This is a genomic window from Marinoscillum sp. HNIBRBA16962 (assembly GCF_057801515.1).
The window spans coordinates 4,968,347-4,984,373 of record NZ_CM173603.1; the positions used below are offsets into that span (position 1 = coordinate 4,968,347).

General features: G+C 46.3%; 11 protein-coding genes. 6 read left to right on the forward strand and 5 right to left on the reverse strand.

Annotated elements, in window-relative coordinates:
- Positions 1 to 332: 332 nt before the first annotated feature.
- The 3 genes from AC3E9V_RS20705 to AC3E9V_RS20715 form a co-directional block, all read right to left on the reverse strand.
- Entirely contained in the window at positions 333 to 611 is a 279-nt protein-coding gene (locus tag AC3E9V_RS20705; protein ID WP_488750076.1) for a hypothetical protein, read from the reverse strand.
- A gap of 85 nt (positions 612 to 696) precedes the next feature.
- Complete coding sequence (locus AC3E9V_RS20710; protein ID WP_488750077.1) at positions 697 to 2,373, reverse strand: RagB/SusD family nutrient uptake outer membrane protein; 1,677 nt, start codon at positions 2,371 to 2,373, stop codon at positions 697 to 699.
- Between the two features lie 20 nt (positions 2,374 to 2,393).
- Positions 2,394 to 5,450 (reverse strand): SusC/RagA family TonB-linked outer membrane protein, encoded by a 3,057-nt coding sequence (locus AC3E9V_RS20715; protein WP_488750078.1) that lies wholly within the window; start codon positions 5,448 to 5,450, stop codon positions 2,394 to 2,396.
- Positions 5,451 to 5,779: 329 nt separating this feature from the next.
- Here AC3E9V_RS20715 and AC3E9V_RS20720 point away from each other — a divergent pair, with 329 nt between their 5' ends.
- From AC3E9V_RS20720 to AC3E9V_RS20730, 3 genes are read left to right on the forward strand one after another with little or no spacing between them, the layout of a single operon-like run.
- Positions 5,780 to 8,215: a glycoside hydrolase family 31 protein gene (locus AC3E9V_RS20720; RefSeq protein WP_488750079.1), complete on the forward strand. Its 2,436-nt coding sequence runs from the start codon at positions 5,780 to 5,782 to the stop codon at positions 8,213 to 8,215.
- On the forward strand, positions 8,216 to 9,526 hold the full coding sequence (locus tag AC3E9V_RS20725; RefSeq protein WP_488750080.1) for a rhamnogalacturonan acetylesterase: 1,311 nt from the start codon (positions 8,216 to 8,218) through the stop codon (positions 9,524 to 9,526).
- 30 nt (positions 9,527 to 9,556) lie between these two features.
- Positions 9,557 to 10,432, forward strand: a complete 876-nt coding sequence (locus AC3E9V_RS20730; protein ID WP_488750081.1) for an alpha/beta hydrolase — start codon at positions 9,557 to 9,559, stop codon at positions 10,430 to 10,432.
- A 153-nt stretch (positions 10,433 to 10,585) separates the two neighbouring features.
- Here AC3E9V_RS20730 and AC3E9V_RS20735 read toward each other — a convergent pair whose 3' ends face one another.
- Both AC3E9V_RS20735 and AC3E9V_RS20740 read right to left on the reverse strand, forming a co-directional pair.
- Entirely contained in the window at positions 10,586 to 11,839 is a 1,254-nt protein-coding gene (locus AC3E9V_RS20735) for an oligogalacturonate lyase family protein (RefSeq protein WP_488750082.1), read from the reverse strand.
- Between the two features lie 74 nt (positions 11,840 to 11,913).
- The gene (locus AC3E9V_RS20740; RefSeq protein WP_488750083.1) at positions 11,914 to 13,077 is read right to left on the reverse strand and encodes a glycoside hydrolase family 88/105 protein; all 1,164 of its coding nucleotides are present in this window, start codon (positions 13,075 to 13,077) and stop codon (positions 11,914 to 11,916) included.
- A gap of 169 nt (positions 13,078 to 13,246) precedes the next feature.
- On the opposite strand from AC3E9V_RS20740, the gene AC3E9V_RS20745 reads away from it, so the two are divergent.
- From AC3E9V_RS20745 to AC3E9V_RS20755, 3 genes are read left to right on the forward strand one after another with little or no spacing between them, the layout of a single operon-like run.
- Complete coding sequence (locus tag AC3E9V_RS20745) at positions 13,247 to 13,984, forward strand: (Fe-S)-binding protein (protein ID WP_488753675.1); 738 nt, start codon at positions 13,247 to 13,249, stop codon at positions 13,982 to 13,984.
- Positions 13,981 to 15,342 (forward strand): lactate utilization protein B, encoded by a 1,362-nt coding sequence (locus AC3E9V_RS20750; RefSeq protein WP_488750084.1) that lies wholly within the window; start codon positions 13,981 to 13,983, stop codon positions 15,340 to 15,342. The genes AC3E9V_RS20745 and AC3E9V_RS20750 overlap by 4 nt, the downstream gene beginning before the upstream one ends.
- Positions 15,339 to 15,890 carry a LutC/YkgG family protein gene (locus AC3E9V_RS20755; RefSeq protein WP_488750085.1) on the forward strand — a complete coding sequence of 184 codons (552 nt, stop codon included), beginning with the start codon at positions 15,339 to 15,341 and terminating at the stop codon, positions 15,888 to 15,890. The genes AC3E9V_RS20750 and AC3E9V_RS20755 overlap by 4 nt, the downstream gene beginning before the upstream one ends.
- The last annotated feature ends 137 nt before the right edge of the window (positions 15,891 to 16,027 follow it).

Genomic DNA, 16,027 nt, shown 5'->3' on the forward strand with positions numbered 1-16,027 from the left:
TATTAAAATACAGGCTCGCCCTCGGTGCATCTGGCGCGCTTAATTAAATTCTGCCAAGTCCTTGATTTAACCTGCCTCTTGATAGGTATAATTAGTATTTTCATAAAATAGAATATTGAAATATATGAGATTTACATACTGAAAGCATCCTGCAGGGTCCTGACAGATTCTCTCATTTTGCACAATATTTATTTGCTATAAATCCCAACAATAAGGAGGATAGCTCCTTCCTAGATCCAGTCACGGTTATTATATTACTGGTTGCTATCATGCTGTAGATAGATGCTTTTACACTGCCTATTCGCTAAGGTTATGGGTCAATTTCGTATAAGTCAATATAGGTCCGTCCGGCGAGAGTACAACAAGTGGACTTTGCCATCCGGCCCATAGATGGGGCTTCCTCCCCATACATAGTATCCCTGGGTTTCCAGCTTTCGTCCAATTGGCTTCAGTCGTTTTGCCAACTCCGAAACATTATCCTGGGGGCATTTCATCCAGTCCGGGTCCATTAAAACCAAACCATAAAAGTGAGCTTCCAAAAAGTGATGAAACGTTCTCCTGTCCAGAATAACTGTGAAGAAAAAGTGGCAACCCCGATTCAGGGTTACCACAACTACCAGGTGAATGTATGAGATTTAGTAACCTGGGTTTTGACTATGAAGTCCTTCATTCTGATCAATGCATCAATAACAATAACTATTGGGCATATCCAGGGTTTTGCTGATAGCCACCCAGTGTACGGTCGATCTGGTCCTGAGGGATCGGACGCAACACGTGGTAGTCCTGAATATTTGGTGCTGCCTCCTCATTGTGCAGACGCACCCGCTCCACGAGTTTTCCTGTACGTACCAGGTCAAACCAGCGATGCATCTCACCAGCCAGCTCTCGTGCCCGCTCATCCAAAATAAAGTCGATGGTCACATCTCCGGAAGTGATTTCCATGGCCGTTTCCTGACCAGGCCATGCAGCACGACGACGCACCTCATTGATATCATCAGCAGCACCCGGATTGTCTCCCTGCATAAATCGTGCTTCTGCACGGATCAGGTAGGCATCAGCCAGACGAGCTACCACAAAGTCTCGTGATCCTTGTGTCCATTGACGGTCAGGTCGCAATGGATCCAGAAATTTCTTTAGCGTTGGGAACAGACGCTCAGAATATTCATCTGTAGTGTATACTGTGTACGGGGTGGCTGCTTCTTTATCGGCTGGCCAATCAGCATCTCTTCCCGGACCAGGAATGAACAACGCAGTATCCCCTAATTGAAACTTAGGCTCGCCTTCCACACCATAGCCATTGGTCGCATCCTCAGCGGTCCATTCCGGAATGCTCTCCGCATTGTTGGCATACCATACGTGCTTGTAGCTTTTTTCATATCGTGCATCTACACTGCGATCCCATAGTCCCAGCAAGAAATCCGTAGGACGGAAACGTTTCCATGGACGACCGTTTTCGGTGTCACGCTGCATTCCAGGCAGTTTATCATATTCCATCAGAAAATACAGGTGGCCCCGGTTTCCATCTCCGCCGTTAAGGATGAGATCCTGGGTGTTTTGTACCGCCCATATCACCTCACTATTTAGCTGATTTTCAATGTCCCACAAGTCTTCGAAATCATCCACCAAAGCAAAATTGTAATCATCAATCACTGAAGTCATCAACGACTCTGCCATAGATGCATCGTTCGCCTCTCCATATGACTTATAAGAGCGGGTCATGTATACTTTGGCCAGCATAAATTGTGCTGCTGGTTTGGTGATACGGCCGTAATCACCCTGTGCATCCGGCAATACAGTGATGGCGTTTTCCAGGTCAGGAATAATGGCGCTGGAGTAAATCTCAGAAGCAGCCGTCCTGTTAGCTTCGATTTCAATCCCTTCGGTTTCTTCCAGGGTCAGGTGCACATCACCAAAGTGCTGCACGAGGTTGAAGTAGAAAAAGGCCCGCAGAAACCGCACTTCGGCAATTCGTTGTTCCACCAGATCAGCATCAAGCCCTTCAATTTCTGCAGAACGGTTGATCACGGCATTGGCCTGGTTGATCCCTTTGTACCAGTCTCTCCATATCTCACGTGCATAGGCCTGGCTGGAGTTGAAGTTGTTATCGTACCAATTCCAAACTTTGTGACTTCCATCCGCGCCATTTGTATGGATATCTGTCCCGAAAACCGTTACCGTAAACCCTCTTTCCGGAGGACCATATGTTGTTTTCAGCCACGCATAAGTTCCATCCACAGCATCTTCAAAGCCTGCCGGTGTGGTATAGTAAGAGGATCCGGATACATCCGAAATGATGTCCTCCTGAAGAAAATCTTCACAAGATTGACTAAAGAAGCCTGTAATCAATAGAAATATTATAAATCTAGTTTTCATAATCTAAAGTCTTTTAAGAATTAAAACTGGAAGTTTACACCTAACAATAATAGCTTCGATGAAGGCACATCTCCGGTCCCGATAGCGTCGGCATTTTCCGGATCATAGGTGTCGAACTTAGCGGCAAACCAGGGATTTTGAGCCGTTGCATAAATTCTCAGACTGCTCATACGCAATGTCTCCGCTACACTCTGAGGAAAATTGTAACCCAGCGTGACATTTCGAAGCTTCCAATAACTCCCGTCAAAATACCGTAGGGTCTCGAATTTCTGAGGTCGTTCCTGGTTAATGTTTGGTCTTGGATAAGAGTTGGTTGGATTATCCGGAGTCCAATAGTCTACATCCAGGTTGTTGTAACGTCCCTGCATGGTGGTCTGGTCAGAATTGAACCGGCTATCGATCATATGACCAAGACGGTAATAGAAAAAGATTGCAAAGTCAAACCCTTTGTACCTCAGTGTGTTATTGATCCCTCCAAGCACATCGGGAACATCAGATCCGAGAATGGTTCGGTCATCCGGGGTGATCACATTGTCGCCATCAACATCGGCCACCTTGATCTCTCCAGGGTAAGCACCATCCATCTGCTGAGCCAGGTCTTCTTCATCCGCTTGCCATATGCCGATCTTTTTGTAGTCATAGAATACGCGGATCGGCTGTCCTATGAACCACCTGTTACCAATATCATCAATAGGGTTACCATCTGCATCTTTCAGCGCCAGTTCGGTGATTTTCTCATTATAATGAGTCAGGTTCACATTCATATTCCATTGAAACCCATCCGGGTTATCGAAAATGGTCGCTCCCAATACGACTTCTACCCCATTGGTTTCGGTAGCTCCCACATTCTGCAGGACTTGCTCGTACCCTGAGGTGAATGGAAGCTGACGCTCCAGAAGCAAGTCCTCGGTATTGGTTCGGTAAACATCTACACTTCCAAACAATCGATTATTAAAAAAACCAAAGTCAACACCGATGTTGCTGGTTTTTGATATCTCCCAGCCCAGATCCGCGTTAGGGATCTCATTGAGCCGGAACCCAGCCGCATTGGCATCATTCCAGTCGTATACCGTACGGGTAAGTCGTCCCGCAGTCTGATAAGGATCCACTGAAGTGTTTCCTACTTCACCGTACGATGCCCGAAGTTTCAGTTCACCAAGCCAGTTGCCCGCGCCGGACATAAAGGCTTCATCAATCACGCGCCATCCCAGTGAAACACCCGGGAAGAACGCCCACTTGTTGCTTTCTGCCAATCGGGAAGAACCATCTGCTCTATAAGTGAACTGGAAGAGGTATTTTCCATCAAAACTATAGTTAAGTCGGCCCATAAAGGATGCCAACTGCCATTCTTCCAGACGGGACTCTATACTTTCAATGGTACCTGCAGTTTCCAGGTTGTACCACTTTTGCGATTCGTAAGGCAGGTTTACCACCCGGTTAAATTGCCGCTCAAATTTAGATTCCTGTACTGATTGCAGAAACGTCAGCCCCAGATTGTGCTTCTCACCAAGGCTTTTGTTGTACGTTAGGATATTTTCCAGGGTATACCCAAAGGTTTTCTCATTTTCATATTCAGCAGCAGGATCAGCACCACGACGGGCGTTAGTCAGGCTCCCCTGGAAAACCCCTTGTCGCCGATAACGAATGTCCGGACCAAACAAAAGCTTGTATTGTAATCCATCAATGATCTTGGCTTCCAGGTACATTGAGGTAAAGATTCGGGTAAAGTCACGCTCATCAACATATGCTCCATCAACCAACTCGTTCAGCGGGTTGGTACGGATTCCATCGGCAATTGGCAGGAACTTCGGTGTACCGTCTTCATTGTAAGGCTGCCCCAGCGGGTTGTTATTGATTGCCTCACCCAAGGTGGCATCAGAGCCCCAGTTTTGGGTAGATACGGACAGAAATGAAGACATCCCGACTTTGAGCCGATCGCTGACCTGGTGATCCAGATTCAGTCGCCCCGTGTAACGTTCGTAATCCTGATTTTCGATGATCCCCTGCTCCTTAAAGTAACCGAGGGACACGTTAAATTGCGTATTAAGGTTACCTCCGGTTACGCCAAGCTGATGATTGGCTTGCCAGCCATTGCCCAGTACCAGGTCCTGGTAATCCGTGGACCGTCCAGTGGCAATGGACTCCAGTTCTGCCGGATCTTCAAAGACAATATTGTCTGGCTGGAGGCTACTGCCAGGTCCCCAGGCCTGACGCCCGGTGTTACCATCCGCATCAATTCGGCGGGATTCCCGCTTTAGGTCGGCAAATTCCTCACCAGTCATCATATCTACGGTACGAATCGCGCTGGTCACTCCGTGGTATCCATCGTACTGAATGACGGTTTTACCAGCTTTCCCTCGTTTGGTAGTTACCAGAATTACTCCATTAGCACCACGTGACCCGTAGATGGCCGTTGCTGCGGCATCTTTCAGGATCTCAACAGACTCTATATCCTGTGGGTTAAAGTCGTAAATAGTTCCGGTTCCGGAAGTCATCGGGACTCCATCCACAACAAACAGAGGCTCGTTAGATGCAGTCAGTGACCGACGTCCACGAATATTGACCGTAGGATACTGTCCTGGTCGACCACCGGCTTGCAGGATGTCCACCCCAGCCACCTGACCTTTCATAGCATCTAATGGATTCGCGGTGGGTATTTGCTTGATCTGGTCGGCATCCAGTGACGCAATGGAAGCGGTTACATCCCGCTTGTCCTGGGTACCATATCCTACTACAACCACTTCACCCAGCTGTTGAATATCGGTTTCCATCGATACATCGACCGTGGACCTACCACCAACTTCTATTTCCTGAGTGGCAAACCCAATGGCACTAAATACTAAAGTCCCATCATCAGGTACAGAAACAGTATAGCTTCCGTCAATTCCTGAAATGGTGCCCTGAGTAGTCCCCTGTACCAGGATGTTTACTCCGGGAAGTCCGGATCCATCTTCGGAGGATGTCACCGTCCCGCTTACAGTTTGCTGTGCAAAAAGGGGACTAATCCCCAGCACACTCAACAACATCACCAGACCAAGTGATCTGGCGAGTTTTTTCATTCGTAATTTTCGCTTCATATGTTATTTAGGTTTAATTTCGAAAATTGTGTAATCGTTTGCACTATTGTACTATTAAAATGCAGGCTGACCTCCGGCACATCAGCACCCTTAATTAAAGTTTGCCAAGTCCTTGATTTAGCCTACCTATCAATAAGGATAATTAGCTTTTCATAAAATATAATATTGAAATATATGAGATTTACATACAGAAAGTATCCTGCAGGGTCCTGACAGATTCTGAATATTTTGCACAAAATTCATTTGTGATAAATCCAGGCCAGTAAGGAGGGTACATGACGGCATTTAGCTATGTCCACTTTAGATTTAGCTCTTGATAATTGTATTTAATGAAAGCAAAGACTATGATATACAGGGCTCTTTATTTACTGACATTTTGCATGGTTTGCCTGACCACACTGAATGGACAACAATCTGTCGGAAACTATATTTCGAATTTTTCAACGAATGGAAACACCATCGAATTTTCTTTTGAAAATGCTGACGTACGTGTTGAGTTTTGCGATGAAAATATCGTTCGATTGCGGACCAGCTGGGATCGAGATTTTGAAGACCCTGAGCCCTACATGGTCGTAAAGTATGATTGGCCTATAGTAGACTTTACTTCTGAAGAAACTCCTGATGCTTTCACTTTATCCACTAGTGAAATATCAGTGGCAGTAAAAAAGGCCCCTTTTGGAGTCAGCATTTACAATAGCGAAGGAGACCTCCTTTCCCAGGGACTTGGAAATCAAAAAAATGGAGACAAAATAAAAAGTGAAAAAAAATTAATAGCCGGGGAGCATTTTTTCGGATTTGGAGAGCGAATGGACTTTCTGGATCGCAGAGGGAAAAAGGTGGATCTGAATGTAGGTCGCGGAGAAAAGCGTCCACATATCATTGGCGCCTATAATGTACTTGAAGCCAATTACTCACCGGTACCTTTTTTCATGAGCACAAGAGGTTACGGGATTTTTCTGCACAACTCTTATGCTACCCACTGGGACATGGGCGCTACTTCCAACGATTCTTATTCGTTTAGCGCTGATGGAGGAGAGCTGGATTACTACTTTATCTCCGGTCCTGATTTCGGGAAGATACTCAGCGGATATACCGACATCACAGGAAAATCCCCCATGATGAACCGTTTTGCCTTTGGCCTGCATGTAGGAACCTACAGCGGAGGCACCTGGGGCCATGAGGAAATGACCTCTACCGAATATGTAGTTGCACTGGCTAAAAAATTTCGAGAGCTGGGAATCCCAATAGACATCCTGCACCTGGACTCCACCTGGCGTATATTTGGTGAAAACGGAGGAAAGGGAGCTACAACCTTTGAGTGGAGAGAAACCTTCAAAAATCCGAAGGCCATGTTTGACAGTCTGTACGACCTTAATCTCAACATGGTGGGCGTCCATTTAAGGCCGCGGTTTGATAATGGAAATACCCTGAGATTATTGGATGCTGCCCGTGAAAAAGGTTACGTATATCCTGAACAGGGCAACCCCGGAGAGTTTGTCAATTTCTTTGATCAGGATGCTGTAGACTGGTGGTGGGAAAATGGTGTCATGCGTGTGGCAGAGCAGGGGGCTATGTTCCTGAAGACTGATGAAGGAAGCGCCTTCGGACGAAAAGCCAATGAAAGTGATAAGGTAGGGCCTGAGGGAGAAGAGGTAAAGCGACTCCATAACGTTTTTCCACTAGCCTATGCAAAAGCCCCTTACGAGAAATTTCAGGAATACAATAACCTGCGAGGCATGAATCACACCCGCGAAGGGTATGCAGGCATTCAGCGCTATCCGTTCATCTTTGCCGGAGACTGGCCAAGCGAGTGGCAGTATTTCGAACCGGTGATCAAAGCAGGACTGAATATCGGAATGTCTGGTGTTGGATACTGGGCACATTGCATGGGTGGTTTTGAGCATGATGCCGATCCTGAACTTTACATCCGATGGACACAATTTGGATTAATGAGCCCGGTAGCTCATCTGTTTGGTATGGATCATCCTGGCTACAAAGAGCCCTGGAACTATGGAGATGAAGCACTCCGCATTTTCAAAACCTACGACAGCCTGCGATATAGCCTGATCCCCTACCTCTATACCCAGGGGTGGGATATGTATCAGACCGGCAATCCGATCATGCGGGCACTCGTTTTGGAGTATCAGGATGATGCAAACACTTACAACATTACGGATCAATACCTCCTGGGTGAATCCATTCTGGTCTGCCCGGTCACCACCAAAGAAGCCAAAACACGATCACTCTACCTGCCTGAGGGCAAATGGTACAGCCACTGGAATGGTGAAACTTACGAAGGTGGCCAGTATGTACATGTAGTCACACCACTGGAGCAAATGCCCATTTTCTATAAAGCAGGTTCGATCATCCCTACGCAATACCCGGTGCAGTACATCGACAAAGAACCACTTAAAAAACTGGTATTGGATATTTATCCGGGAAGTGCAGCTTCATTTGAACTCTACGAAGACGATGGCCGTTCATTGGATTATCAGTCCGGGGAATATACGCTGACCAATATTAGCTATTCTGAAAGTGATAATGACCGAAAAATAACCATTGAGGAGACAAGAGCTGGCTATGAACTCCCCGACCGGACTTACACCATTCGTTTAAGAACCAGTGATGAGCCTGCTGAAATCAAAATGGGATCAGGTAAAAAAGATAAAGCCATTAAATCATGGACGTTTGATAAACAGAAAGGCATCTTATCTTTCGATATTCTGAAAGAAGCTGGTAAGGATCTGGAAATTACACTTTTGTAAATGAGAATTGTACTGATAGTTGTTCTTCTAATGGGATTTTCCTGGGCTTTGGCCCAGGAAAATCCCATCCTCAAGTTTGATTTTGGAGGAAAAGAGATAGGGTACTACTCCGTTGTGCCTACGAAGGAAAATCAGGAGAAGGATAGAACGATCTACCGGTTAACCGACCCTAAAGTTCAAATTGTAAAAAGGGAGGGGGATTCGGCTGAACGTGACTTCTTAACTGCTGACGCTTCTTTTTATTTTTCCGTAAAAATCCCAGAAGGTAATTACAGGATCACTGCGCTATTGGGAGATCCTGATAGTGTTTCAAACACCACCATCAAAGCTGAGTCAAGGCGGCTGATGCTTTACGATCACACCACAACGAGATCCATTGATACGGTGTCTTTCATCGTAAATGTCCGGTCCGCGAGGATCAACGAAACCGACAGCATTCGCTTAAAAAAGCGGGAGTTTGACTACCTGAACTGGGACGAGTGGCTTACGCTAGAATTTGGTGGGAGCCGTCCATGTATAGGAGCATTGGTCATAGAACCGGTTTCAGATATCCCTACGATCTTTCTCACTGGCAATAGCACAGTAGTAGACCAGGATAAAGAGCCCTGGGCCTCCTGGGGTCAGATGTTTCCCCTCTTCTTTAAACCGGAAGTGGCAGTTGCAAACTTCGCTGAGTCCGGGGAAACACTTAAAGCCTTTATACACGAAAAGCGTTTGCAGAAAATCTCTACACTCATTAAGCCGGGTGATTACCTGTTTATGGAGTTTGCCCACAATGATCAAAAACCGGGAGGAAACCATGTGGAACCTTTCACGAGCTACCAGGAATACCTTATGAAGTTTGTGAAGCTGGCCAGAGAAAACGATGCAACTCCCGTATTGGTCACCTCCACCAACCGGCGAGTATTTGATGAAAACGGCAAGATCGTTAATACACTGGAAGAATACCCTGAAGCCATGCGACAGCTGGCTAAAAGTGAGAATATTGCTTTGATCGATCTGAATGCCATGAGCAAAGACCTGTATGAAGCCCTGGGTCCGGAGGAGTCTAAAAAAGCATTTGTGCATTATCCGGCCAACAGCTTCCCCTGGCAGAAAGAAGCCCTGGCTGATAATACGCACTTCAACACCTACGGAGCCTGGCAGCTGGCAAAAGCAGTAACACAGTCGATCCTGGAAAGCGAACTTCCCCTGAAAGCGTTTATCATTGAAGATTTTGGGGCCTATAACCCTAAACAACCCGACGATTTTGAAAACTGGAAGTGGCCATCAAGCCAACAAGGCTCATCATCCAAACCAGCCGGTTATTGATTAACTTAGTCCAAAAAACCAGATACTATTATGCGATTACTTTTTAGCCTCTGTGCTTTCCTTATTTTTCTATCCACAAGTGCTCAGGATTATTTAGTGCCCCTTTGGCCAGATGGAGTACCCAACTATAAGAATGTTGGGGAAACAGAAAAAAGCGACTCCTCAGATGTGGTCCGTATCTCAGATGTACAAAATCCTACAATTGAAGTATACCTTCCAAGTAAAAGTCATGCCACAAAGCAGGCGGTACTGATCTGCCCGGGAGGAGGGTATTGGATCTTAGCATATGACAAAGAAGGTACAGATGTAGCTAAAATGCTCAATGGAAAAGGTATAGCGGGAATCGTTTTAAAGTATCGCCTGCCCGGAGCAAAAAGCAACATCGAACCGCATAAATCCGCTTTGATGGATGCTCAGCAAGCTATGAAAGTCATACGGGCGAATGCGGAAAAGTGGAACATCGATCCTGATAAAATAGGGGTAATGGGCTTCTCAGCCGGTGGTCACCTGGCATCCACTCTCGGCACTCATTTTGATGAAGCGTCCCGGCCTGATTTTATGGCTTTGATCTACCCGGTGGTCTCTATGGATAAGGAAATCACTCACATGGGCTCGCGAACGAACCTGATCGGGGAAGACCCTTCCCAGGAAATGATCACTCTGTACTCCAATGAACTCCAGGTGAAACCTAACACACCTCCAACCTTTATCATACACTCCTCCGATGATGGAGCTGTCCCCGTAGAAAACAGCCTGAGACTTTACCAGGCTATAAAAGACCAGGACATTCCCGTGGAAATGCACATCTATCCGTATGGTGGTCATGGCTATGGTTTGGCCATCGGTCGCGGCAGGCTTGCTACCTGGCCGGAGCGGTTGATCGATTGGTTGAGGGGGCTGGAGTGATTTTACTATCTGACTAATAAAAAACTGTCATTTCGACGTGAGGAGAAATCCTTCTAAATGTCAACAGTGAACTGAAATATTTAAAAGCTCTCTTTAAGTCAAGAAAGATATCTTCATTGCATTGCGATATGGCAGTTTTTTATAGCAAAGAACTCATGACCCCTCAATCTCCGCGGCATAGCTGTGCACCGTACCATCCAGGTCCGAGCGGAAAATGATCCACTTGCCATCCGGCGAAAAGTGAACATTCGGCTCAAGTGGGCGATATCCATGCTTCTCCATATTCACCAGCTTTTCTGACTTCAGCGAGTCACCATCGGGGGTAAACAGGTAGATCCATCTACCATCAGGAGCATGCGCCACCTGAGTAGAGTCGCCTCCATCACCAGCAAAGCGCTTTTGATCCGGTGAAATATTGAAATGAATGGACCATTCATTTCGATCCATCGCATAAATGGTTTTCTCCAGGGTTTCCACATCCACTCCCGCCAGGTAGAAGGTCTCCCCTCTTGGCTTTTGGAGGTCATACCAGATCGTTTCCCCATCCCGGCTGAAAAACTCATGCCCGGCAATCTCACGGTGCACCGTACGCTCATGCATCAGCTGATTTCCCCCGGTTTTTACATTGATCGTCCAGATCCGGTCCACCAGATGCCAGGGTCCTTCATGGTCATACATCAGCAGGTCAGGATCGGTAGGTGAAAACTGAACATGATTGAGCCAGGCTTTTTCGCTGTAAAGTTTCTTCAACTCACCTGTCTCAATATTAACTGTGAATAGTGTATGCGGGATCTTTGCCTCATAGATCAAAGTGAAATAATCTCCTTTTTTGGGGTTTGCTCTATAGATGGAATCCTTAACAGGATCGGCATAGCTGCCTGCCAGTAAAGTCTCATCTGAATTGATCGTAGTGATCCCAGCCTTAAAGTCTTCAGGAAAAACGTAGACCAGTTCGGTTTCTTTAGTGAGGATGTCGGTAGCAAAGACACTGTCACTGCTTTGATAAAAGACCTTTTTACTCTTTTCAGCAACAATTTCACCCCGAAAACCTGATGGATGATCAGTGAGTTGTTCTATTTCAAAAGTGGAAAGATCAACTGAAAAAAGTTGGCGAGATCCTTCTTCAGCTTCACCGTAAAAGACCATCAGATCCGCCCCGTTTTCCCCTTTCACAAACGGATTGTTATGAAAGTAAAAGCTTCTGCCACCTTTTTCTCTCCGCGTAAGTCGAATGATCTTATGGCCGGTATCCTCATCGATCCATGCGTCTGGCATGGGTTGCCGACTTCCGGTTTTTAGCACAGGAATATCCGATTCTCCTGGCGCTTCTGGTTTTTGATTACATGCGAAAAGACATGTAACTATAAGTAAAGCCACTGTAAGCATTCGGGTATAATTGAATTTCATCTTCGAGCATTTTTTTAGAAAAGAGAACCCCACTGTGTTTGTGAGGCTCTCCGATTATGAAGAAAAATGATGGACTAATCCATTTTTGTAGAAATTGCACCTTCACTCAGGTTATAGACCTCACTTCCTGCCAGCAGAAAGCATCCCAGTCCATAGTCCTCAAAATCAGGCACTTTATCATAAGTCACCGGCTGACCGGTAGATGGCTCCTTCCCGGTGCTTTGTACATATCCTAAAAATCCGTTCGGATGCACTGCATCATCCAGCAATGCATTCCAGGCTTTAGTCACTACCGGGTGATAAGTAGCTGAATCCAGGAGATCGTTATTCAACCCCCAGGCCATACCGTAGACAAAAAGTGAAGTACCTGTTGTCTCGGGTCCGCCATAGTTATCCGGATCATGCAGGCTGGCATTCCAGAATCCATCTTCGCGTTGTATTTTTATCAAAGCAGCAAGCATCGTTTTCAGATCAGCGATATACTCATCACGGTGTGGTTCATCCTGAGGAATATCCTGCAACACTCTGACCAGGGCAGCCACTACCCAGCCATTGCCTCTGGACCAGTAGCAATCCTCACCGTTTGGTTCCGTGTAGGGTGGATCATAGTCGGCATCACGCCACCAAAGACCGTCTTCAGGGTTAAATAACCCATTTTCCCCTTCTATATTTTTGGTATGGTTGTACATGGCATACATCCTTTCAAAATATGCAGTGTCATCATAGATCCTTCCTAAGCGGGAAAAAACCGGCATGGCCATCTGTATCGCATCGATCCAGTCCCAGTCATCTACCTTACTGGTTGCCAGCATACTGTCAATGGATGCTTTTACGCTGTCTATTCGCTGAGGCTGTGGATCAATCTCATAGAGATCAATGTAAGTTTGTCCGGCGCACTGATTATCAGCATTGCGTGTAGTAATGCCATCCCTAAAGCTCCAGTCATGAGCATTCCCCCACGAAACAGCATAATCATAATACTCCTCTTGCCGATCAATGGCATATAAAGCCATCAGGCCTTCATAATAAACCCCTCTGGTCCATATATGACTTGGCCAGGTTTTACGACCCACTATCGGAGCCCCGGTGTCCGGCCATTTGTCCATGAAATACTGATTGGTCAATCGCATAGTCTCCAGGGTCTCAGATTTCGCCGGCAACTCTGTCGGTTCATTTTCACAACTAAAAAAAAGCAGTGGAAGAGCCCCCAGGAGCAAAAAATTTCGCTTTATCTTCATAGGTTCAATCGTGTTTGTCAGGTTTATTGATTTTACTATTTACTTTTGAAATAAACCCATTTTTTCAGAAAGATCCGTCCTGTAGCCACCTGTTGCCTGACTAACCAAAATGGGTTACCTTGCCGTTAAAATCCATGGTTTAGGGTATAAAATACATCAGAAAGCAACGATGAAAGTAGGACTTTTTATTCCATGTTACATAGATCAATTTTATCCGAAAGTGGGCATTGCTTCCCTTGAGCTTTTAGAGAAGTACGGCTGTGAGGTTGATTACCCAACCGACCAAACCTGCTGCGGACAGCCATTAGCCAATTCAGGCTATGAAGCTGGCACAAAAGATATTATGGAGCATTTTACGGAGACATTTATCGGGTATGATTATATCGTGTGCCCGTCCGGAAGCTGCACTTTACACATAAAAGAACACCTCCATGTTTCTGATGCTAAAAAGGTTAAATCCATCCGCTCCAAAACCTATGAGCTGGTGGAATTTCTTCATGATATATTAAAGATAGAGCATGTTGATGCTTCATTTGACCACATGGTAGGCCTGCATGCCTCCTGCCACGGGCTGCGCGGACTTCACCTGGCCAGCCAGTCAGAACTCAACATTCCTTCTTTTAACAAAACCACTTCCCTCCTCAGTAAAGTGAAAGGTTTGAAGCTGGTAGACCTGGATCATGCTGACGAATGCTGTGGGTTTGGCGGCACATTTGCCGTTTTAGAAGAAGCCCTTTCGGTCAAGATGGGAAAAGACCGCATCCGGGACCATGAAACGCATGGAGCAGAGGTGATCACCGGAAACGATATGTCCTGCCTGATGCACCTGGAGGGTATCTTAAGACGAAATAAAAGCAAGACCAGAGTTATGCACATTGCTGAAATCCTAAATGGAAATCAACTATGAGCCACGCCGAAAATGCAGCCGTTTTCCTGAAAGATGAGGCCAAGACCGACTGGCACAATGAAACGCTTTCGTGGGTTCGTGAAAAAAGGGATCGCTCCTCCAAAGGCATCCCGGAATGGGAACAGCTAAGACAGCTTGCCTCAGACATCAAAGACCATGTGCTGGCGAACCTGGATGATTACCTCATAGCGTTTGAAACCAAAGCCAAAGCCAATGGAATCCATGTACACTGGGCACAAGATGCAACTGAGCATAACCAAATAGTAAGTGAGATCATTGAGCGGCACAAAGCCAGAAACATCGTCAAAAGCAAGTCGATCCTGACCGAGGAGTGCCACCTCAATGATCACCTCAGTAAAAATGGCTTTGAGGTGGTGGATACTGACCTGGGCGAGCGGATTGTCCAGTTTGCCAAACAGCCGCCCAGCCACATCGTACTGCCGGCCATTCACATGAAAAAGCAGGAGATCTCTACACTTTTTCATGAGCACCTGGGAACCGAAGAGGGAAATAATGATCCGCAATATCTTACAGAAGCTGCACGAATTCATCTGAGGGAGCGCTTCTTACAGGCGGACATTGCAATCACCGGGGTGAATTTCGGGATTGCCGATTCCGGCGGTTTTGTGGTATGCACCAATGAGGGAAATGCCGATATGGGCGTTCACCTCGCCCCTGTTCACATTGCTTGCATGGGTATCGAAAAGATCATTCCCAAATGGGAACATCTTGGGGTATTTACCCGGCTGCTCGCCAGAAGCGCCACCGGTCAGCCCATCACTAACTATACCTCGCACTTTTTCAAGCCCCGTCCAGGTCAGGAAATGCACGTTGTGTTAGTGGACAACGGACGCACTGAGCAACTCAGTAGGGAAAAATTCAAAAACAGCCTGAAATGCATCCGATGTGGAGCCTGCATGAATACCTGTCCGATCTACCGACGGAGCGGCGGATATAGCTATGGTTCTACTGTGCCCGGACCTATCGGCTCCATTCTTTCACCAGGCCTGGACCTGAAAAAACATAAGTCTTTGCCCTTTGCCTCCACGCTGTGCGGCTCGTGCAGCGATGTATGTCCCGTCAAGATCAACATCCACGAGCAGCTTTACGAATGGCGGCAGGTGGTTGCTGATCAAAAAGAAGACGGCTTTTTCAAACGGATGTCCATGAAAATGGCCGGTAGTATTTTGGCCAATCCTAAAAAGCTCAAACGATGGGGCAAGATCGCCAGAAGATCGCTACGAACTTTGCCTCGCTTCTTTATTTACAATGGCCTCAATGCCTGGGGAAAGAACAGAGAGCTGCCTGAAGCTCCAAAGGAAAGTTTTAGTGAATGGTATAAAAAGAACCGATCATGAGCAGCAGATCAAACATCCTGGAGAGAATCAAACAGGTCAAACCTGCTTCGGGCACTTTGCCCAACATCCCTGATTTTGATATTGCAGAGGATCTATTGAAACAATTTACCGAATCACTTGAAGCCAATCATGTAACTGTAGTCCAAACAACGGATACGGATCAGTTCCTCCAAAAACTATCAGCCGGTAAAAAGACCATTTCCGGTGATAACGAAGAGCTGCCGGAAAGAAAGCTATTGGCTCAAACGGAGGTTTTCATTGCACCTGGCAAAATCGGTGTAGCGGAGAATGGCGCCATTTGGGTGGATGATTCCATGATCCAGGAACGAGTGCTTCCATTTATTACCTTGCATCTGGTGATCATTGTCAAAAAAGAAGATCTGATCGGCAACATGCACCAGGCATATGAAAGGATTCGTCCTGAAGCCGGTTTTGGGGTGTTTATTGCCGGTCCATCCAAAACAGCTGATATAGAGCAGTCACTCGTTATCGGGGCTCACGGCCCTAAGGAGATGACGGTAATTGTGGAAGACTTTGTCAAGTTATGACGAATGATCATTGTGGGGTATGGGTTTGATACAAATATTCCCCCTTTTCAAAGGGGGCTGATGGGGGTTATATGAAATTGATCAAACCCATACCCCTTTTGCTGCTTAATTAAAACTTGACAAAGTAGAATTAACAA